Source organism: Sphingomonas sp. CARO-RG-8B-R24-01, from assembly GCF_022662295.1.
Taxonomy (GTDB): Bacteria; Pseudomonadota; Alphaproteobacteria; order Sphingomonadales; family Sphingomonadaceae; genus Sphingomonas.
The window spans coordinates 1-20,031 of sequence record NZ_JAKNQI010000008.1; the positions used below are offsets into that span (position 1 = coordinate 1).

The 20,031-nt window shown below is 68.8% G+C and carries 21 protein-coding genes; 9 read left to right on the top strand and 12 right to left on the bottom strand.

The features are described from left to right. Nucleotides 1-32: 32 nt before the first annotated feature. From L8G49_RS15340 to L8G49_RS15355, 4 genes are all read left to right on the top strand, one after another. Entirely contained in the window at nucleotides 33-896 is an 864-nt protein-coding gene (locus L8G49_RS15340; RefSeq protein ID WP_242186651.1) for a class I SAM-dependent methyltransferase, read from the top strand. Nucleotides 897-1,221: 325 nt separating this feature from the next. Next, nucleotides 1,222-4,371 (top strand): YdbH domain-containing protein, encoded by a 3,150-nt coding sequence (locus tag L8G49_RS15345; RefSeq protein WP_242186652.1) that lies wholly within the window; start codon nucleotides 1,222-1,224, stop codon nucleotides 4,369-4,371. 47 nt (nucleotides 4,372-4,418) lie between these two features. After that, a complete protein-coding gene (locus tag L8G49_RS15350; RefSeq protein WP_242138732.1) occupies nucleotides 4,419-4,601 on the top strand; it encodes a YnbE family lipoprotein in 183 nt (60 codons plus the stop codon). Beyond that, the gene (locus L8G49_RS15355; protein ID WP_242186653.1) at nucleotides 4,602-4,976 is read left to right on the top strand and encodes a YdbL family protein; all 375 of its coding nucleotides are present in this window, start codon (nucleotides 4,602-4,604) and stop codon (nucleotides 4,974-4,976) included. Between the two features lie 321 nt (nucleotides 4,977-5,297). Here the strand turns inward: L8G49_RS15355 and L8G49_RS15360 are convergent, their stop codons facing one another. Next, nucleotides 5,298-5,867 carry a TlpA disulfide reductase family protein gene (locus tag L8G49_RS15360; protein WP_242186654.1) on the bottom strand — a complete coding sequence of 190 codons (570 nt, stop codon included), beginning with the start codon at nucleotides 5,865-5,867 and terminating at the stop codon, nucleotides 5,298-5,300. A 19-nt stretch (nucleotides 5,868-5,886) separates the two neighbouring features. Here L8G49_RS15360 and argH point away from each other — a divergent pair, with 19 nt between their 5' ends. The 5 genes from argH to L8G49_RS15385 are packed head-to-tail and all read left to right on the top strand — an operon-like array spanning nucleotide 5,887 to nucleotide 10,488. Further along, nucleotides 5,887-7,257 (top strand): argininosuccinate lyase, encoded by a 1,371-nt coding sequence (gene argH, locus L8G49_RS15365; protein WP_242186820.1) that lies wholly within the window; start codon nucleotides 5,887-5,889, stop codon nucleotides 7,255-7,257. Continuing rightward, a complete protein-coding gene (locus L8G49_RS15370; protein ID WP_242186655.1) occupies nucleotides 7,254-7,496 on the top strand; it encodes a membrane lipoprotein lipid attachment site-containing protein in 243 nt (80 codons plus the stop codon). Before argH ends, L8G49_RS15370 begins: the two co-directional genes overlap by 4 nt. Before the next feature lie 12 nt (nucleotides 7,497-7,508). After that, complete coding sequence (gene lysA, locus L8G49_RS15375; protein ID WP_242186656.1) at nucleotides 7,509-8,777, top strand: diaminopimelate decarboxylase; 1,269 nt, start codon at nucleotides 7,509-7,511, stop codon at nucleotides 8,775-8,777. Continuing rightward, nucleotides 8,774-9,541, top strand: a complete 768-nt coding sequence (locus tag L8G49_RS15380; RefSeq protein WP_242186657.1) for an NAD(P)-dependent oxidoreductase — start codon at nucleotides 8,774-8,776, stop codon at nucleotides 9,539-9,541. The genes lysA and L8G49_RS15380 overlap by 4 nt, the downstream gene beginning before the upstream one ends. Beyond that, nucleotides 9,538-10,488 carry a zinc transporter ZntB gene (locus L8G49_RS15385; protein WP_242138258.1) on the top strand — a complete coding sequence of 317 codons (951 nt, stop codon included), beginning with the start codon at nucleotides 9,538-9,540 and terminating at the stop codon, nucleotides 10,486-10,488. Before L8G49_RS15380 ends, L8G49_RS15385 begins: the two co-directional genes overlap by 4 nt. Nucleotides 10,489-10,640: 152 nt before the next feature. Here the strand turns inward: L8G49_RS15385 and fliS are convergent, their stop codons facing one another. From fliS to L8G49_RS15440, 11 genes are all read right to left on the bottom strand, one after another. After that, nucleotides 10,641-11,045 (bottom strand): flagellar export chaperone FliS, encoded by a 405-nt coding sequence (gene fliS, locus L8G49_RS15390; protein WP_242186658.1) that lies wholly within the window; start codon nucleotides 11,043-11,045, stop codon nucleotides 10,641-10,643. Beyond that, on the bottom strand, nucleotides 11,042-12,553 hold the full coding sequence (fliD, locus tag L8G49_RS15395) for a flagellar filament capping protein FliD (RefSeq protein WP_242186659.1): 1,512 nt from the start codon (nucleotides 12,551-12,553) through the stop codon (nucleotides 11,042-11,044). Before fliD ends, fliS begins: the two co-directional genes overlap by 4 nt. Nucleotides 12,554-12,632: 79 nt before the next feature. After that, nucleotides 12,633-13,757, bottom strand: coding sequence for a flagellar type III secretion system protein FlhB (locus L8G49_RS15400; RefSeq protein WP_242186660.1), 1,125 nt, complete (start codon nucleotides 13,755-13,757; stop codon nucleotides 12,633-12,635). Continuing rightward, nucleotides 13,757-14,536, bottom strand: a complete 780-nt coding sequence (fliR, locus tag L8G49_RS15405; protein WP_242138262.1) for a flagellar biosynthetic protein FliR — start codon at nucleotides 14,534-14,536, stop codon at nucleotides 13,757-13,759. Before fliR ends, L8G49_RS15400 begins: the two co-directional genes overlap by 1 nt. A 171-nt stretch (nucleotides 14,537-14,707) precedes the next feature. Continuing rightward, nucleotides 14,708-14,977, bottom strand: a complete 270-nt coding sequence (gene fliQ, locus L8G49_RS15410) for a flagellar biosynthesis protein FliQ (RefSeq protein ID WP_010161284.1) — start codon at nucleotides 14,975-14,977, stop codon at nucleotides 14,708-14,710. A 4-nt stretch (nucleotides 14,978-14,981) separates the two neighbouring features. Then, nucleotides 14,982-15,797, bottom strand: a complete 816-nt coding sequence (gene fliP, locus L8G49_RS15415; RefSeq protein ID WP_242186661.1) for a flagellar type III secretion system pore protein FliP — start codon at nucleotides 15,795-15,797, stop codon at nucleotides 14,982-14,984. Continuing rightward, nucleotides 15,794-16,054 carry a flagellar biosynthetic protein FliO gene (locus L8G49_RS15420; protein WP_010161281.1) on the bottom strand — a complete coding sequence of 87 codons (261 nt, stop codon included), beginning with the start codon at nucleotides 16,052-16,054 and terminating at the stop codon, nucleotides 15,794-15,796. Before L8G49_RS15420 ends, fliP begins: the two co-directional genes overlap by 4 nt. A gap of 6 nt (nucleotides 16,055-16,060) precedes the next feature. After that, nucleotides 16,061-16,363, bottom strand: coding sequence for a flagellar motor switch protein FliN (gene fliN / locus L8G49_RS15425; RefSeq protein ID WP_010161280.1), 303 nt, complete (start codon nucleotides 16,361-16,363; stop codon nucleotides 16,061-16,063). Next, complete coding sequence (locus L8G49_RS15430; RefSeq protein ID WP_242186662.1) at nucleotides 16,360-17,340, bottom strand: FliM/FliN family flagellar motor switch protein; 981 nt, start codon at nucleotides 17,338-17,340, stop codon at nucleotides 16,360-16,362. Before L8G49_RS15430 ends, fliN begins: the two co-directional genes overlap by 4 nt. A 3-nt stretch (nucleotides 17,341-17,343) precedes the next feature. After that, nucleotides 17,344-17,943, bottom strand: coding sequence for a flagellar basal body-associated FliL family protein (locus L8G49_RS15435; RefSeq protein WP_242138266.1), 600 nt, complete (start codon nucleotides 17,941-17,943; stop codon nucleotides 17,344-17,346). Between the two features lie 18 nt (nucleotides 17,944-17,961). Beyond that, nucleotides 17,962-19,992 (bottom strand): flagellar hook-length control protein FliK, encoded by a 2,031-nt coding sequence (locus tag L8G49_RS15440; RefSeq protein ID WP_242186663.1) that lies wholly within the window; start codon nucleotides 19,990-19,992, stop codon nucleotides 17,962-17,964. Nucleotides 19,993-20,031 lie beyond the last annotated feature (39 nt).

The following is a 20,031-nucleotide window of genomic DNA, read 5'->3' on the forward strand; positions in this document are numbered from 1 at the left end:
CCCCTCCCTTCCAGGGAGGGGAGGAACCACGCATGACGCTCCTCACTCTCATCACCGAACCCTGGGCCGATTACGGTCTCATCGACTCCGGCCATGGCCGCAAGCTCGAACGCTATGGCCGGTTCCGCTTCATCCGGCCCGAGCCGCAGGCGATGTGGGCACCCGCGTCCGATCGCTGGGAAGCCGATGGTGACTTCATTGGCGCGTCCGACGAGGATGGCGGCGGCAAGTGGCATCTGTCGAAGGACGTGCCGCGCGGGGGCTGGCATGTGCGCTGGGAGGAACTGCTGTTCCTCGCGCAGAACACGCCGTTCCGGCATCTCGCCTTCTTCCCCGACATGGCCGCGCAATGGGCGTGGATGCGCGGGCGTGTGGCCGAGGGGGACGAGGTGCTCAACCTGTTCGGCTATACCGGGGTCGGGACGCTCGCGCTTGCCGCGAAGGGAGCGCGGATGACGCATGTCGATGCGTCGAAAAAGTCGGTCGAGGCGGGCAAGGCCAACGCCTTCCTGTCCGACATGGCGGATCGCCCGATCCGCTGGATGGTCGACGATGCCGCGAAGTTCGCTGCGCGCGAAGTGCGGCGCGGGCGGCGCTACGACGGGATCTTCCTTGATCCGCCCAAGTTCGGGCGGGGACCGGAGGGCGAGGTTTGGCGGCTGGAGGAGAATTTGCCGGCGCTGATCGCGGATTGCCGCGCTTTGCTCGATGCGGAGAGCAAGTTCCTGGTGCTGACGGTCTATGCGGTGCGGATGTCCGCGCTCGCGATCGGCGAGCTGGTGCGGCAGGCGCTGGCGGATCTCGGCGGGACGGTCGAGGTTGGCGAGATGGCGGTGCGCGAGGAAGCGCGCGGGTTGCTGTTGCCCACCGCGATCTTCGTGCGCTGGTCGAAGTAGCGGGGGCGCCGGGGCTGGCGTCGTCACTGCGGCGGCGGCGCGACGTCCTGCGAAAATTGCGGATGGACATCACGCCTCGTGTTTTCCCGCAACGGCGAGACCTTTGCCAAAATCGGTTTTCGGACCGGTCCCGCGTTGTTTTCCCGCGAAGGCGGGAATCCAGGGTCCAGCAAAGCAACACCTGAACGCTCTCGCGACTCCTGGGCTCCCGCTTCCGCGGGAGAACGGATATGGTTTCGCAGAGGCCTCGCCTGCGCCGGGGTGACGGGGGGGCTTCTGTCCGTCTAAGGTCTTGGCGCAAGGCAATGCGGGTGACGAAGACGGCGTGACGGACGAACTTCCCGAGGAATCGGTTTCGCCCGTGGCAACCGGGCGGCGTGGTGCGTCATGGCGATGGGTCCTGCCCGGCATCGTGCTGGCGATCCTCGTCCTGCTCGCTGCGCTGTGGCTCGCGCGCAAACCCGTCGCCGAGCATTTCATCGACGATGCGCTCAGTGCCGCGCACGTGCCCGCGCGCTACGAGATTTCGCGGATCGGGCTGCGCACGCAGCGGCTGACCAACGTGCGGATCGGCGATCCCGCACGGCCCGATCTGGTCGCCGACTGGGTCGAGGTCGATACCAGCCTGTGGTTTTCAGGCGTCGGAATCACCGCGATCCGCGTGGGCCATGTCGCGATGCGGGCCACGCTCGCGAACGGCAAGGTGTCGTACGGATCGATCGACCGCCTGCTCCCCGCGCCGTCGGGCAAGCCGTTCGCGCTGCCCGCGTTCCATGCCGAGATCGCGGATGCGCGGATCGCGCTGGCGACGCCGTACGGCCCGGTCGCGCTGGCGCTTGCGGGTCGGGGAAAGCTCGACGACGGGTTCCGGGGAATGCTCGGCGCGCGGTCCACCGCGCTTGACCTGAGCGGTTGCCGGATCTCGGTGCTGAACGCCACCTTCGCCATCCGGATCGATGCGGCGCGGCCGAGCCTGGCGGGTCCGGTCGCCGTCGATCGTGCGGCATGCAAGGGTGTCGCCGCGGCGCGGGTGCGGGCGGATGTGTCGGTCGCGCTCGGGCTGACGCTCGACCATTTCAAGGGCAAGGCGCAACTGGCGATCGGCGACGTCTCAAGCGCGGCCGCGCGCGTGCAGCGGGTGGCGGGGACGGTCGCGTTCGTCGGCTCGGCGGAGGATGTCTCCGGGGCGGTCGACCTGACGTCGGGGGCGCTCGCTGCGGCGGGAACGCGTGCGGGCGGGGCGGGGGTAAGCGGCCGCTATCGCTACGCCGACGACGGTTTCGCGTTCGATGGCCGCGTCCACGCGGATCGTGCGGCGGTGCCGCCTGCGCTGCTCGCGCGACTGGGACCGATGCGCAGCGTCGGGGCAGGCACGCCGATCGCGCCACTCGCCGCCAGGCTGTCGGCGGCGCTCGAGTCCGCGGGGCGATCGATCGACGGCACTGCGGCGGTCTCGGCGATCATCGACGGCAAGCGCGGTCAGCTGGTCGTATCGCGGCTCGACCTGGCGAGCGCCTCGGGCGCGCGCGCGACGCTGTCGGGTGGGAGCGGCGTGGTCTATCGCTGGCCGGGCGGTGTGCGGATCGCAGGCGAGGCGGTGCTCGCGGGCGGCGGTCTCCCCTCGGCGCGGACCATCATCGCGCAGGCGGCACCCGGCGCGGCGCTGGTCGGGCGGGCGGTGGTCGAGCCCTATGCGGCTGCGAGTGCGCGGCTCGTCGTCGCGCCGATCGCCTTCTCCGCCGGGGGCGGCGGCGCGAGCCGGATCGCCACGCGGATCGCCCTGAGCGGCCCGCTCGGCGATGGGCGGGTCGAGGCGCTCGCGTTGCCGGTGGAGGCGCGTTGGGACGGGCGCGGGACGCTGATCGTCAATCCGGGCTGCGCGCCGATCGGCTTCGCGCGGTTGCGCACCAATGGCATCGACTTGCCGCGATCCGCGCTGACGGTGTGCCCGCAGGATGGCGCGCTGGTGCGGCTGGCGAACGGCCGGCTTGGCGGCGGTGGCCGGATCGGTGGCGCGCGGCTGGCGGGGACGCTGGGCTCCTCGCCGGTGACGCTCGCGCTGCGCCGTGTGGCGTGGACCCTTGCGGACGGACGGTTTGGCGCAAACGGGGTTGCCCTGCGGCTGGGTACGCCGGAGCGGGTGACGCGGCTCGATATTACCGATCTCACCGGCGCGGTGGCCGACGGCGGCGCGGCGGGGCGGTTCGTCGGGGCGGGCGGGCAGATCGGTGCGGTGCCACTGGTGCTGTCGGGTGCGACGGGCGGGTGGCGGTTCGCGAGCGGCACGCTTGGCGTGGACGGCACGATGACGGTCGCGGATGCTGCCGCCGTCGCGCGCTTCCGGCCGCTCGCGGCGCGCGACGTCACGCTCCGGCTCGAGGCGGGCCAGATCACCGCGGGCGGCGCACTGTTCGAACCGAGCCGCTCCGTACGCGTCGCGGACGTCACGATCGTCCATGACCTTACGCCGGGGACCGGCCATGCCGACCTGCGTGTGCCGGGGATCGTCTTCGGGCCGAAGTTCCAGCCCGAATTGCTGACGCCGCTGACGCTGGGCGTGGTCGCGGATGTCGTCGGCACGGTTGCGGGCGCGGGGCATATCCGCTGGACGCCGCAGGGGGTGACGAGCGACGGCGTGTTCGGCACCGCCAATACCGATCTTGCCGCCGCGTTCGGTCCGGTGACGGGGATCGCGGGCGAAGTGCGTTTTACCGACCTGCTCGCGCTCGCCACCGCGCCGGGGCAGGTGGCGACGGTCAAGAGCATCAACCCGGGGATCGCGGTGACCGACGGGACGATCCGCTATCAATTACTGCCCGGCACGCGGATCGCGGTCGAGGAAGGGGTGTGGCCGTTTGCGGGGGGCGCGCTGCGGCTCGAGCCGACGCTGCTTGATTTCGGATCGCCGCAGGAACGGCGGATGACGTTCCGCGTGACCGGCATGGAGGCGGCGCAATTCCTCCAGCAGTTCGATTTCAAGAACCTCGATGCGACCGGCGTGTTCGACGGCGTGTTGCCGATGGTGTTCGATGCGAGCGGCGGGCGGATCGTCGACGGACGGCTGGCGGTGCGGCCGGGCGGGGGGGCGATCGCCTATGTCGGCGAGATCACGCAGAAGGACCTCGGCTTCTGGGGCAATTATGCGTTCCAGGCGCTGAAATCGCTGCAATATCGCAACCTGTCGCTGGTGATGAACGGACCGCTCGCGGGCGAGATGATCACCGAGGTCACGTTCGCCGGGATCAGCCAGGGCAAGGGTGCCAAGCGCAACTTCCTGTTCGACCGGCTCCAGAAATTGCCCTTGGTGTTCAATATCCGCGTGCGCGCGCCGTTCCGGCAGCTGATCGATTCGGCGCAGAGCTTCTACGATCCCAAGCGGTTGATCGAACGCAATCTGCCGAGCCTGCTGCTCGAGCAGGACAGGCAGTCGAAACCCCCCGTTATTCAGCCCCCGGAAAGCAGAATCGTGCCATGAGCGAAACAGGATTGACGATCGATATGGGACGACCGAGCATCGCAGCGATGAAACGAATGGCATCGACCGCGAGTTTGGGTGCCCTGATGACGCTGGCGGGCTGCGTCAGCATCAATGCGCCTGACAAGCCGATCGAGATCAATCTCAACATCAATGTGAAGCAGGAAGTCGTCTACCGGCTCGACAATCAGGCCAAGACGGTGATCCAGTCCAACCCGGGAATCTTCTGAATGCGTACGTGGAAAATGGCGGCGATGCTCGCCGCGGCAGTGTTGCTCGGGACCGCGGGCGTCGCGCTGGCGCAGGACGACTGGAAGGCGGCGCGCGCGGCGGGGCAGATCGGCGAGCAGCCCGACGGGTATCTCGGCGTGGTGGGGGCGTCGACACCCGCGCTGTCGGCGCTGGTCGCGCACGTCAACATCCAGCGTAAGTCGGTCTACACGCGCGAGGCGGCGGCGAACAACGCGACGGTCGAGGATTTCGCGTTTACGTCGGGGTGCAACCTGATCGCGAAGACGGCGCCGGGGGACAAGTATCGCGCGCCGGGTGGCGCGTGGAAGACGCGTGGGGCGGGTGCGCCGGAGCGGGATTCGCGCTGTTTGTGATGTAAACAACGCGTCCACCCCGGCGAAGGCCGGGGCCCAAGAGCGGAACGCTGATTGCTGAAGCGTCGCGTCCGTTACCGCTGACCTCGCTACTGGGCCCCGGCCTTCGCGAGACCTTGGCGAAAGTCACTCGATCCCGCATCCGTCACCCCGGCGAAGGCCGGGGCCGCTTGGTTGCCCGGGCGCGGCGGGACGGCTGGGTGCGGTATCGCCGGTTCTAACCCCCTAACATGGCGGCCCCGGCCTTCGCCGGGGTGACGGGAAGGGGCAAAGTGCGACTTTCGCAGAGGTCTCCCCTTCGCCGGGGTGGTGGGCATTGGACTACTTCGCCTCCGCCAGCAGCGCCTTCGCTTCCGCACTCGTCCAGTCCATCCCGCCGGTCGAGCGCCACACTTCGTGGCCGGTCGAATCGAACAGGATGCTCATCGGCAGGCTCGCCTCATAGGTGACGCTCAGCGCGACGTTCTTGTCGAGATAGGGCTTCAGCCGCTTGAAGCCGTTCTTCGCGAAATAGGCCTGGATCGTCGGCCGGTCCTTGTCCTGGCTGATCGCGGCGACGGTGATGGTCTCCGCCGCCGCGTCCAGCGTCGGCATTTCCTTGACGCAGGGCCCGCACCACGTCGCCCACAGGTTGACGAGCACCGGCTTGCCCTTGAACCGCGCGAGCGTCATCGGCTTGCCGTCGGGGCCTTCGAAGCTGACCGACGGCGCGGGGTCGCCCTTGTGGGTGCGGTCGATCTTCTCGGCCTTTGCCGGAGCGGGGGTGGACGCGGCGGGAGTCGCCTCGGCTTGCCGGTTGCCCGAGACTTGCTTATCGCAACCCGCGACAAGGCCCAGCAGCAGGACCGGGACGATCGCCGAGCGGAACACCAAAATGGTCGAGACTGACATGAACGAAACATCCAATGCGATGTGGGGCGGGCGCTTTGCCGAGGGTCCGGCCGCGGTCATGCGATCGATAAATGCCTCGATCCCGTTCGACAAGCGGCTGTGGCAGCAGGATGTCGCGGGATCCAAGGCGCATGTCGCGATGCTCGGGCAGCAGGGGATCGTTTCCGCGGAGGACGCCGCGACGATTTCGGCGGGGCTCGACACGGTCGCCGCACATTATGCCGCGCATGGCGTGACCGAGGACATGGTCCTCGAGGACATCCACATGCAGACCGAGGCGCGGCTTGCGGAGGCGATCGGGCCGGTCGCGGGGCGGCTGCACACCGCGCGCTCGCGCAACGACCAGGTCGCGACCGATTTCAAACTGTGGGTGCGGGACGCGATCGACCAGGTCGACGCCGCCCTCGGCCAGTTCCAGGATGCGCTGCTGGCACGCGCCGAGGAACATGCCGCGAGCGTGATGCCCGGCTTCACGCATCTGCAAAGCGCGCAGCCGGTGACGCTCGGCCATCACCTGATGGCGTATCACGAGATGATCGCGCGCGACCGCAGCCGCTTCGCCGATGCGCGCGCGCGCGGCAATCTGTGCCCGCTCGGGTCGGCAGCGCTGGCGGGGACTGGCTTCCCGATCGACCGCGAAATGACCGCGCAGGCGCTCGGGTTCGACGGGCCGACGCGCAATTCGCTCGACGGCGTGTCGGACCGCGACTTCGCGCTCGATTACCTGACGGCGGCGACGCAATGTTCGCTGCATCTCAGCCGTCTGGCCGAGGAATTCGTGCTGTGGGCGTCGCAGCCGTTCGGCTTCGTCTCGCTGTCGGATCAATGGTCGACCGGCAGCTCGATCATGCCGCAGAAGCGCAACCCGGATGCTGCCGAACTGGTGCGCGGGCACGCGGGCCGCATCCTCGGCTGCATGACCGCGCTGATGGTGACGATGAAAGGCCTGCCGCTCGCCTATTCCAAGGACATGCAGGACGACAAGCCGCCGGTGTTCGAGGCGCACGATCTGCTCGAGCTGTCGATCGCGGCGATGACCGGGATGGTCGCGAGCGCCACGTTCAAGACCGAGCGGATGCGGCAGGTCGCGGAATCGGGCTTCGCGACCGCGACAGATCTGGCGGACTGGCTGGTGCGCGAAGCGGGCGTGCCGTTCCGCGAGGCGCATCACATCACCGGGCAAGCGGTGCGCCGCGCGGAAACGCTGGGCGTGATGCTCGATGCGTTGTCGCTCGACGATCTGCAGGCGATCGATGCGCGGATCGATGCGCGCGTGTTCGACGTGCTGAGCGTCGATGCCTCGGTCGCGAGCCGGACGAGCTTCGGCGGCACCGCCCCCAATAACGTGCGCGCCGCGGTGGCGGCGGCGCGGGAAGGATCGCATCGATGAAACGCTTGGTAATTGGGTTCGGGGCTCTGCTCGTGCTGTCGGGCTGTGGCGCGTCCTCCGCGCTCAAACCGGCAGAGGGGCAGCCGCTCCCGGTCGCGCCTTATGGGGCCAAGGCGACACCGACACCCACGCAGTTGCTGACGCCCAGCAACCAGGCCCGACCCGAGCGCAGCGATGAGCTGCTGAAGAATTCCCAGGAACGGCGCGGCGACGAATTCGACTTGCCCCCGCCCAATTGATCGGCTGATTTCATGGATCATTTTGCTCTCGTCGACGGCGTGATGCACTGCGAGGGCGTGCCGCTGCCGGCGATCGCCGAAGCAGTCGGCTCGCCCGTCTATGTCTATTCGTCCGCGACCTTCCAGCGGCATGCGCGCGTGTTCCGCGAGGGGCTGGCGGCGGCGGGCGACGTCCACCTTGCCTATGCGATCAAGGCCAACCCCAACCTCGCGGTGCTCAGGCTGCTTGCGAACGCAGGCTACGGCGCGGATGTCGTCTCGGGCGGCGAACTCGCGCGCGCGCTGGCGGCGGGGATTCCGGCGGCGGACGTGGTGTTCTCGGGCGTTGGCAAGACGCGCGAGGAACTGGTCCGCGCGCTCGATTGCGGGCTTGGGCAGTTCAACCTCGAGCTCGAGGAAGAGGGCGTCGTTCTTGCGCAGCTCGCGACCGAGCGCGGGCTGACCGCGAACGCGACGCTCCGCGTCAATCCGGACGTCGATGCGGGCACGCACGCCAAGATCTCGACCGGCAAGCGCGAGAACAAGTTCGGCGTGCCGATCGACCAGGCGCCCGCGATCTTCGGGCGGCTGGCGGGCTTGCCCGGGCTCAACCTGCGCGGTGTCGCGGTGCATATCGGCAGCCAGCTGGGTGATCTTGCGCCGATGGAAGCGGCGTATCGCCGGGTCGGCGCGTTGATGGCCGAGTTGCGCGGTGCGGGGCACATAATCGACCGGATCGATCTCGGTGGCGGACTCGGCGTGCCGTATCGCGAGGGCGAGGTGTTCCCGAGCCCCGCCGACTTCGGTGCGATGGTCGCGCGGGTGACGCGCGATTGGGGCGTCACGCTGATGTTCGAGCCCGGGCGCGTAATCGCGGGGAATGCGGGCGTGCTGCTGACCAAGGTCATCTGGGTCAAGCCGGGGGTGACCAACCCCTATGTCATCGTCGACGCCGCGATGAACGATCTCGCGCGGCCGGCCTTGTACGATGCGTGGCATGATTTCGCGGCGGTGCGCCCGAACGGGCGGCGGATGATGGCGAATATCGCGGGCCCGGTGTGCGAGAGCGGCGACACCTTTGCGATGGGGCGCGACATCGACGAAGTGGTGAGCGGCGACCTCGCGGTGTTCCGCACCGCGGGCGCTTACGGCGCGACGATGGCGAGCACGTACAACAGCCGCGCGCTGGTGCCGGAGGTTCTCGTGGATGGCGATCGTTTCGCGGTGGTCGCGGACCGGATCAACCCCGAGACGATCCTTGCCGCCGAACGCCTGCCCGAATGGCTCAAGCCCACGGCATGACACTCCACAGTCTTCCGCTGTTCGTCCGGCTGGCGGGGCGGCCGGTCATGCTGCTCGGCGAGGGCGAACCCGCGGATGCCAAGCGGCGGTTGCTCGAGCGTGCGGGCGCGGTGATCGTCGGCGAGGATAGCGCGGCGTCGCTCGCGATCGTGGCGATCGAGGATGATCTTGAGGCGCGCGGCGCGATCGATCGGTTGAAGGCGCGCGGCGTGCTGGTCAATGCGGTCGACCGGCCCGACGATTGCGACTTCACGCTCCCCGCGATCATCGATCGCAGCCCGGTGCTGATCGCGATCGGGACGGGCGGCGCGTCGGCGGGGCTGGCGGCGGCGCTGCGGCAACGGCTGGAGGGGATCCTCCCCGCGACTTTGGGGCCGCTCGCCGACCGGTTGAACGCGATGCGCGGTGCGATCCGGCTGGTGCTGCCCGCGCTCGACGATCGTCGTCGTGCGCTGGGGCGGGCGTTCGCGCAAGGCGGGCCGCTCGACCCGCTGACGGCGGCACCCGAGGCGGTGCCGGGGTGGCTGATCGATGCGACCGCCTCGCCCGATCGGCTGGTGACGATCCGGCTGACCTCGGCCGACCCGGACGATTTGACGTTGGGGCAGGCGCGCGCGCTCGCGCTGGCCGACCGGATCTATGCGCCCGCCGCGACGCCGGCTGCGATCCTCGACCGGTCGCGCGCGGATGCGGTGCGGATCATTTCCGAGGTGCCGCCGGTTGAGCAGGAACCGGGACTCACGATCTGGATGGAGCTGCCATGAGCGGGTTTGCGTACCGCGTCGCGGAGGGGAAGGCCGAGCGGCTCGACATCAAGGCGGCGATGGATACGTCCGGCGAGCTGATCTGGATCCATCTGACCAGCAACAACGAGCAGGCGCAAAGCTGGCTGGGCGAAACCGCCGGATTGCCCGACTATGTCGTCGACGTGCTGACCACGACCGAGTCCCGCCCGCGCTGCGATGCGCTGGGCGAGGGCGCGTTCCTCAACCTGCGCGGGCGCTCCAACGAGGCGATGACGGCGTCCGACCCGCTGGCCTCGGTGCGGATCTACGCGTTGGCGGGGCGGGTGTTCTCGGTCACGCGGCGCTCGCTGACCGCGGTCGACGACGTGGTGAAGGCGATCGAGGGTGGGACGATCGCCGATCCGGGCGATCTGATCGCGGAATTCGCCAGCGCGATCACCGAGGAGCTCGATCCCGAGGTCGGCGAACTGGGCGACCAGCTCGACGATTGCGAGGCCGATCTCAACGCTGACAAGGTGTTCGAACTGCGCCGCAACGTCACCAAGGTGCGGGTCGCCGCGATCGGCTACCGGCGGTTCCTCCAGCCGCAACGGGCGGCGCTGGAGAAGCTGGCGGCCTTGCCGTGCGACTGGCTGCACGATGACGACCGGCTGCATCTCAATTCCGCCGCCGACCGCGCGGCGCGCATGGCGGAGGAACTGGAGGCGATCCGCGAACGCTCCGCGCTGATGCACGAGGCGCTGACCGACCTGCGCGCCGAACAGATTGATTCGCGCTCGCTGCTGATCTCGATCGTCGCGCTGATCTTTCTGCCGCTGACGTTCCTGACCGGGCTGTACGGGATGAATGTCGAGGGGCTGCCGTTTTCGAAGGAACCCTGGGCGTTCGATGCGATCGGCGGGGTGTGCATCGCGATCACGGTCGGGATCATCGGCTATTTCAGCACGCGGCGGTGGTTCGGGTAGGGCAGAAGCCAAACCTATTCCCGGCACCCCGGAGAAGGCCGGGGCCACCATGTTGCGTGGCACGACCGACGATACGGCACGGCGTCGCCCGCCGTACCCCTGTAACCACCCGGCCCCGGCCCGCGCCGGGGTGACGGACGTAGGGCCGGGCGTCAGGCCGCGCGCGCGGTCCGCCAGGCCTGGCCGATCTCGTCAAGCGTGTCCGCCACCTCGCGGAACGGCATCGGATCGTTCTTCACGGCCGCGTTGACCACCGTCATCCGCGTGCCCGCGTAGAGCCGGGCGAGGGCGGGCGCGACGGTGCCGCCCTTGTCGAAATCGAGCCCCGCCTCGAGTGCGAACAGGATCGCGGTGGCGCGCGTGACCTTGTCGCTCTTCATCTTGTAATTGCCGTTTTCGGCGGCCCAGGCGGCACCGCGAAGTGCGCGGATCGCCTGATCGTACAGCAGCTGCACCAGCGCGGGACCATCGGCCTCGGCGGTCTGCCCCGCGATCTCGATCTGGCGGTAGGTGGCTTCCGGGTTGCGGCCGAAGGGGGAGGCGTATGCGACGGTCATTGGCCCGACTTGTTCCACTGGTCGATCTGGTTCTGGAGCTGCGTCTGGGTCGCCTTGTACGCGGCGACCTTCGCGTCCGAAGCGGCATATTGCTTGGTCAGCCGCTCCTGGTACGCGGCCGTGTCGCTCGTCACCTTGTCCTCGGCAACGGCCACCTTGGTCTTGGCGGCGGTGTAGAGCGCGGTGCTGGCGACGAGTCCGGTCGTCTCGGTACGCCCGTTGACGGTGATCTTGTTGCTGACCGCAGCCGTGGAGATCGCGTTGAGCGCCGCCGCGATCCCGCCGCCGGTCGCGCCCGTGCCGTCCGCGAACATCGTCTCGACCGCGTCGGGGGTCTTGGTCAGCGCGGCGGACAGCTGCGTCTGGTCGACGCTGAGCGTCCCGTCCTTGTTGGTCTTGACCCCGATGGCGGCGAGCGTGCTCGGGCTGCCGGCGGCGCCGCCGGTCGTCAGGGTGGTCAGCGTCATGCCGCGCAGGGCGCGCATCAGGTTGGTCGCGTTATAGTCGCTCTTCAACGGACCGGTCGATGCATCGGTCTCGGTCTTCAGTTCGGCGAGCAGCTGGTTGTAGGTATCGACGAAATCGCCGACCGCCTGGGTCAGCCCGGCGGTCGGGGTCGAACTGCCCAGCACGACCGGCTTGCCCGCGGCGGTGACGCTGGAGAGCGTCAGCTGGACACCGTCGACCAGGTCGCTGATCGTGTTGCTCGAGCGTTCGACCTGGGTGCCGTTGAGCGACAGTTTGGCGTTGCCGGCCGATCCGGTGATCGTGCTGGCGGGCGCGCTGCCGCCGACGTTGAGCTGGGCGAGGCTGCCGCTGTCGCCGCTGAGCGTGAACGCCTTGTCGGTCCCGGTCGGGCCCTTCAGCGTCAGGCGCGCCTTGCCGTCGACATCGGTGACGATCGTTGCGGACACCCCGCTGTTGGCCGCGTTGATCGCCTTGGCAATGCCGTCGAGCGTGTTGTTGGTCGAATCGATCTTGATGCTGACCGGCGCGGCGGCACCGCTGAGGCTGGACACGGCGCTGTCGCCGGCGGTGCCGAGCGTGAGCGTCAGCGTGCCCGTGCCGACGGTCGCGCTGCGACTGTCGAACCGGGTGGTACTGGTCGACGTCTGCGCGCTCGCGAGCTGGGTCACTTCGACGAACGCCGACAGGCCTGACAGCTTGGCGCCCGGCAGCGCGCTGGCGGTCAGGACGCCGGTGTCGCTGCTGGTCGGCTGGGTCTGCAGGCTGCCGCCCTTGACCAGCGTGGTCAGCCCCGAGGCGAAGCTGGTGATCGCGCTCTGCACCTTGGCGACCGACGAGATCTGCGCGGTGAGGGCGGTGTCCTGCTTGGTCAGCTGCAGGTTCTTGGACGCGAACTGTGCCTGGGTCAGCGACGCCACGAGGCTCGCGGTATCGACGCCCGATCCCGCGTTGAGCCCGTTGATCAGCGACTGGCCGATCGTGGTCGTGCTCGTGGGTGTCGGCGTGGGCGTCGCGCTGGTGGCGCTGGTCGTCGTCGTCATGCGGTCGGTCCCGTCGCTCTGCTCGCAAGGTAGAACGGCGGAAACGGGGAAACCTTTAGCGGTTTTCCGGCCTGTTCGATCATATCTGCACGCCATTCTCGTCATAGCGCGCGGTTTCGGGGACGAAGACCGGCGGCGGCAGGCCACCCGCCTCGGCGTTGAGCCCGAACACGAACGCGAGCACGGTCGCGAGCGCGACATACAGGTCGTCGCGGACCTCCTGCCCCTCGCGGCTCGTGTAATAGACCGCGCGGGCAAGCGCGGGATATTCGAGCACCGGGATGCGCGTTTCCGCACCCAGTTCGCGGATCGCGAGCGCGACCACGCCGCGGCCCTTGGCGACGACGACCGGGACCTGATCGTTCTCGCGATCGTAGCGCAGCGCGACCGCGAAATGCGTCGGGTTGGTGAGGATGACGTGTGCTTCGGCGACGCTCTTGCGCATGCTGCGCATCGACATCTCGCGCTGGCGCTGCCGCATCGCGCCCTTGGCTTCGGGCGAGCCTTCGGTTTCCTTGTTCTCGTCGCGGATCGCCTGCTTCGACATGCGCAGCTTGCTCAGCCGCTGGAACAGCTGGAGCGGGACGTCGATCCCCGCGATCGCGACCATGCCGAACGCCATCGTGAACAGCACGGTGAGGAACGTTCCCGTGAGGGCACCGACCGCGGTGGTGAAGCTGCTCGACGACAGCCCCATCGACACGTGCGCGACCTGGCCGAGCAGATACCAGCCGATGCTGCCGAGCAGCCCGACCTTGAGCAACGCCTTGCCGAGCTCGATCCACCCCTGCGGCCCGAAGATCCGCTTCAATCCCGACGCAGGGTTGATCCGCGACGCCTTGGGCGCGAGCAGGCTGCCGTTGAACCCGAGATGCCCGAGCCCGGCCTGGCTGAGGATCGCCGCGACGAAGCTGATCGCGAGCAGCGAGATGAGCGCGGGGGCGATCTTCCAGCCGCTTTGCGCCAGCGGACGGAACGGCTCGAAATCCTCGATGTCGCGGTGATCGAACGAGAAGCTCGTCGCCATGATCTCTTTGCACGCGGCGACCAGCGACGGCCCCATCAGGGCGAGCCACGCCATCCCCGCGAGCATCACCAGCGCGGTCGCGAATTCGCGCGATTTGAGGATGTCGCCCTTCTCGACCGCATCGCGCTTGCGCTTGGCGGTTGGGGCTTCGGTCCGTTCGCCGGACTCCTCCGACATCAGCCGAGCACCAGTTTCTGTGCGGCGGCGAGGCCTTCCTGGACGATCACGAGCATGTAATCGCCCATCGTCGGGAACGCCATCGCAAGCGCGATGACGCCGACCGCGAGGCTGGCGGGGAGGCCGACCGCGAACAGGTTGAGCGACGGGGCCGAGCGCGAGATCATCCCCACGATCAGGTTGAGGCACAGCAGCAGGAAGCCGACCGGCAAGGCGAGCAGGAGTCCCGCAAGGAAGGTATAGCCGCCGAACAGCGCGATGTTCTCGAGCTGGGCGGGTTTGAGCCATGCGGCGCCCGGCGGCATCACGTCATAGGATTTGACGATCATCTCGACGAGCACGAGGTGGCCGTTGACGCTCAGGAACAGCAGCGTGAGCATCATCGTGAAGAACTGGCCGAGCGCAGGGGTCGACTTGCCGTTCTGCGGGTCGATCGCCGAGGCGAAGCCGATCCCCATCGAGGTGCCGATCAATTCGCTGGCGAGCGCCGGCGCGGCGAACGCGATCTGGAGGACGAAGCCGATCGCGAGGCCGACCAGCGCCTCGGCCGCGACCGCGAGGATCGTCGCGAGCGCGAAGATATGCTCGGGCGGGGTGATCGGATGCGCGCCGAGCACGAGCACGCCGATCGCGCCCGACAGCGAGATGCGGACCACCACGGGGATCGACACCGCGCTGAACACGGGCGCTGCGATGAACGCCGCGCTGATGCGGATCATGACGAAGATCAGCGCCCACATCTGCGGCTCGATCGAGAGGCCGAGGCCTAGCGGGCCCATTGGGATACCCCGCCCCATACCGTCATCCCGGGCTTGTCCACGCTCTTGGGCGTCCCTTGCTGTTCTCCTGCGAAAGCAGGAGTCCAGGAGTCTCGCAAACCAACGGGGGTTGGTTTGCGAGACTCTGGGTTCCTGCCTTCGCAGGAACACGGGGAGGGGAATGCGCGCACTTTAGCGCACCAGATCCGGGATCCGCTCGAAGATGCCGATCGTGAAGTCGCTCAGCAGCCCGATGATTAGCCCGCCGAACACCAGCAGCGAAATGCCGACCACGATCAGCTTGGGGACGAACGACAGCGTCTGTTCGTTGATCGACGTCGCCGCCTGGATCATGCCGGTCAGCAACCCGGCGAGCAGCGCGGGGATCAGGATCGGGGCCGATGCAAGCGCGAGCACCCACATCGTCTGGTTGGCGACGGTCAGGAAATATTCTGCGTCCATGCGCTCAGCTCACGAACGAATTGGCGAGCGACCCCATCGTCAGCGCCCAGCCGTCGACGAGGACGAACAAGAGCAGCTTGAACGGGAGCGAGATGATCGTCGGCGAGAGCATCATCATGCCGAGCGACATCAGCACGGTCGCGACGACGAGATCGATCACGATGAAGGGCAAAAACACGAGAAAGCCGATCTGGAACGCGGTCTTGAGTTCGCTCGTCACATAGGCCGGGAGCAGCACCGAGAAGGGGATGTCCGCGGCATTCTGGTACGGGCCGCTCTTGGCGATTCCGGCGAACATCGTGATGTCCTTCTTGCGGGTCTGCTTCGCCATGAACGCGTGGAGCGGCACGCCGCCCGCCTTGATCATGTCGGTCGCGCCGATCCGGTTCTCGGAATAGGGCTGGATCGCGACCGTGTTGATCTGGCTGATGACGGGCGCCATGATGAAGAACGACAGGAACAGCGACAGGCCGACCAGCACCTGGTTGGGCGGGGTCTGCTGGAGCCCCAGCGCCTGCCGCAGGATCGACAGCACGATGATGATCCGCGTGAAGCTCGTCATCATCAGCAGGATGCCGGGCAGGATCGTCAGCAGCCCCATGACGATGAGCAACTGAAGGCTGAGCGACAGCGGGGCATTGCCGCCGCCCAGATCCTTCAGCGCGCGATCCGCCGCATCACCGACGCCGGGGGCCGGCGCGACGGGAGCCGCCGCTGCAGCCGTCTGCGCGAGTGCCGGGTGGACCGCCACGAGCGCGAGGAGGATCGCGATCGTGAACAGGAAAACTTTCCGCCAGTCGAAACGGAGACCAAGCGTCATGCCGACGGCCCCCCGCGATCGACCAGCGCGACGCCGGTGCGGCTGACCGAGACGAGCAGCCGCCGCCCCTCGAAATCAAGCACCGCGAGCCGCACGGTCGGCGAGATCATCATCGTCTCGGTGACCTTGAGCAGCCGGTTGGCGGGCTGGCCGGGCATCCGCGCCTCGAGCCGGCGCCAGAGATACAGGCAGCCGATCATCAACCCGCACACCAGCGGGAGGAGGATGACGAGCTTGAGGACATAGGACCACATCATGACGGATCAGGCCCGCTTCTCTGGCGAGACCAGCTCGGTCATGCGGACGCCGAAGCGATCGCCGACCATCACCACTTCGCCGCGGCCGATCAGCGTGCCGTTGACCAGCACGTCGAGCAGCTCGTTCGCCTGGCGGTCGAGCTCGATCACGCTGGTTTCGCCGAGCGCGAGCAGCTCGCGCAGCGTCAGCGAGGTCGAGCCGATCTCGACCGTCAGCTTGACGTCGACATCCTGCAACAGGCGGAAGTTCGCAGCGAGGCTGGCATCGAGCGGGAAGCCGCTCGACGGGGTTGAACTCATGTCGCTCATTGCAAATCGCCCCTGAAGTCGCTGTCGATGTCGTAACAAATCGTGTTGAGCTTGATCGCGGCCTTGCCGTTCGACGTGCCGACGGTGCCGAGCGCGAGCCGGTCGCCGCCGACCATGACGGGCACGTCCGACCCGACGTTGATCGGGATCACGTCGCCTTCCTTGAGGCCCATCAGCAGGCTGAGCGAGACCATCGGCTCGGCGAGGACCGAGCGGATCGGGAAGCGCACGTCCATCACCGCGCGGGTGAGGCCGGTGCGCCAGCTCGGGTCGGGCTCGGCGGTCTTGCCGTGGACCTTGCCGGTCAGCGAAGGCCCGTGCGGCTTGAGCGCGGAGACCGGGTAGAGCAGGTCGAGGAAGACGGGCTTGGCGGTGCCGACCGCGATCCCGAAGCGCGTGATGACGAGCGCATCGTCTGCGTCGAGGTTCGCGAGCATCGCGGGGTTGAGCTCGACATGGCCGGGGGTGAAGGACAGGCGCGCGAGCGGTTCCCAGGCCGCGCGCATCGGTTCGGCGAGCAGCTTGCCGAGCTGGGTCACCATCACCTCCGCGGCGGGGGTGAATTCGGCGGGGAGTTCGGCTGGGGCGTGGCCGGTCCCGCCGAAGAACAGGTCGAGCAGTTCGAGCACGAACCGCCCGTCGAGGACGGCCAGCGCCTGGCCTGCGGGGGCGCTGCCGAGCGTCATCGTCATCGGCAGCCATGCGGTCAGCCCGTCGGGGCGTTCCATCCGGTAATCGGCGAGCCGCTGGACGACGAGCGGCTCCGCCCAGGTGCGGCATTCGCGGCGCAGCAACGGCTCGAACACCCCGCGCACCCCGCGCGCGAGCCGCGCGGAGAGATGCTGGACGGTGTGCAGGTCGCCGAACGGATTGAGGTTGGTGGCCCCGAGCGCGACGTGCTGCGCACCGCCGCTCTTGGCTGCGCCTCGCGTCCGTTCGCGGCGTTCGTCCGCCGTCGCTGATGCCTTGTTAACCATGGCTCACTGAACAACGAAACTGGTAAAGTAAACGTTACCGACGCCTCCAAATCCTTCTTTTTCCTTGAGCGTATCGTTGATGGCCTTGGCCACGCGGCGTTCCAGCTGGCGCTTTCCGTCGCTGGTGAAGACCTGCTCCTCGGTGGTGTCGCCCAGCGCCATCAGGATCGACGAGCGCACCGCGATCTCGTTGGTCTTGATGTTCTGGATCACCGAATCGTCATAGGGCGTCGACACCGCGACCCCGACCTGGACGAAATGGACGCTGTCCTGCAGGTTGGAGGTGAACTCCTTGTCCATCGCGTAGTAATTGGAGGCATATTTGTCACCGCCGGTGCCGATCGGCGGTTTGTTGCCCGCGGTCGCATGCGCATCGCCGCCTTCGCCACCCGCGCCGATCCGCTTCTGCTCGCTCTTGGGGACGAGGCGCGGGCCTTCGGGCTCGGAATGCTTGCCGCCGCCGCCGATAAACCCGGCGTTGACCGCGAACAGCGTGCCGCCGACGCCGCCGCCGACCAGCGCCAGCAACCCGACGACGATCAGGATGATCTTCATCATCCCGCCCTTTTTCTTCTTGGTCTTCTCTTCGACGATCTCACTCATGCTCTGCTTCCTTGGGGGTTAGGCGAGGCGCTGGTCCTCGGGGGTTTCGGTGTCGCGCTGCGCCCGCGTTGATGCGCGGGGCGGCTGCTGCGGGGCGTTGGGGCGCGACTGGGACGGGTTCTGGGATTGCGGTTGCGACTGGGACTGGGACTGGGCTTGCGCCTGTCCCTGTTGGAGCGACGAGGATGTGCCCGGATTGGCGTCAGTCGCGACGCTGGTCCCGACGATCCGCACGCCGCGCTCGGCGGCGAGTTCGGTCAGGCGCGGCTGCGCGTCGGCGATGAGGGCGCGCGTGGCCTCATGCTCGGCGGTGAAGCTGACGTGAATGCGCTCGCCGACCTGCCGCACCGCGACGTCGACGCTGCCGAGCGCATCGGGGACCAGCCGGATCCGCGTATCGCGCGAATCGGCGTCGTCGCGGAGCACTTCGATATGGTCGATCATCCGCTGGACGCCGGTGTCCTGCGTCAGGTCGAGCGGTGCGCGCTGCGCGTCGCCGGTGGGTTGGACCGGGGTGGTGCTGCCGAGGTCGACGGCGGTGGTGAAGCCGAGCGGGGGCGTGGGGGATGCGGGGTCGGTACGCTCGGCTGCAGGGCGGTCGCGCCAGGTCGCCGCAGTGGCGAGCGCGGCGGCGAAGACCTGCGCGGCGGGTTGCGGGGTGGCGGAGACCGCGATCGGCGGCACGACGCTTCGGTCGAGCCGGACGGGCATGGTCTCGCTCCGCACAGGAGAGTCGGGGGCGGTGGCGGCGGTACGGCCGGCCAGGGCGTCGGCGGTCATTGCGGCGACGCGCGCAAGCGGCGCGGTTGCCGCGGTGGCGGTCGCGGGGGCGGCTGTCGCTGGTTGCTGGGGCGAAAGTGCGTCGATGGCGGGCGGTCGTACCGTGGTGGACGCCACTGGCGCGATTGGGGTCGCAGCCACCTCTGGCACAGGTACGATGGCCGGCGTTGCGCCCTGAACGGGGCTCGCGTCGCGCCCGGGATTGGGCAGCGCGCCGAGCGCGGCGAGAATGGCCTGGTCGGACGGCAACGCGCGGGCCGCCCGCGCCAAGACGCGCGGCGGCGCGCTTGCTGCGTCTTGCTCGGTTGCCGGAACGGCCACTCCTTGCGTGCGCGACGCCGTGGGATCGGGCAGGAGGGCGGGCAGGGCCTGCTCCTGCACCGCTGGTGGCGTCGCATTGATCTGCACCGAGCGTGCCGGCGTGCGCCCCGGGGGGGCGACAACGATGGCCGCGAGGTCCGGCCCGGCAGGCGCGATCATTGGCGGGGCCGGGAGCATCGCAACTGCCGGTCTGGCGGCGGGTCCGGCAACGGATGCAACGGTGCCTTGCTGGCGGGCGTCCGGCTCCGAGGCGACCCGCTCGGGCGCAGCGCTCGCCGGCGCGGGAACGGTGGTCAGCGGCACCGCCGGGAGCGGTAGCGGTGCGCTCGCCGTACCATCCGGTGTGGACGGCAAGACGACCGGGCCGTCCGTCGCCGCCTCGGGGAGCGCCGACACGTTCTCCGCATGCTCGCGGGGAGACTTCGCGACCGACGCCGTGGTCGATCCCCGCGCGGGCTTGGCGGCGGCGGAGGTCGCCACCTGGGCGGCGGCGCGCTCGAGCGCGGTGCGCAAAGGTACGGAGGTGCGGGGCGGGGTCGCTGCCCCGACGACGGCCGCGCGCCACGCCGGGTTGGCGAGAAACCGGACCGCGGGCTCGGCAGGCACTGCGTTGCCGTCGTCGGCAAGCGCTTGCCGGTCGGTGATGCCGGTGGCCAGCAGCTTGCCGTTTGGCAGCGGTCCGACCAGACCCAGGATGGGGAGCGGTTGTGCGGTTTGGGGCAGCGCGACCGGCCCCAAGGCGGGCGTGGCGGCGGGCGTGGCGGCGGGCGTGGCGGCGGGAATGGTGGCGGACGGCACGACCGACGTCGTACTCGCCAGCATGTCCCCGAGCGTCTGCGCGAACTGGGCTGCCATGCCGGGCACGCCCGTCACCGACGCGGGCGCCGTGGGGGCGAGCGGCGATGCCGAAGGGGCGGTCGGGGACAGCAAGGTGGTCAGGTCGGTCATGCAGGCATCCAGCGGGGCCGGAAGCGGCACCCGTCAGCG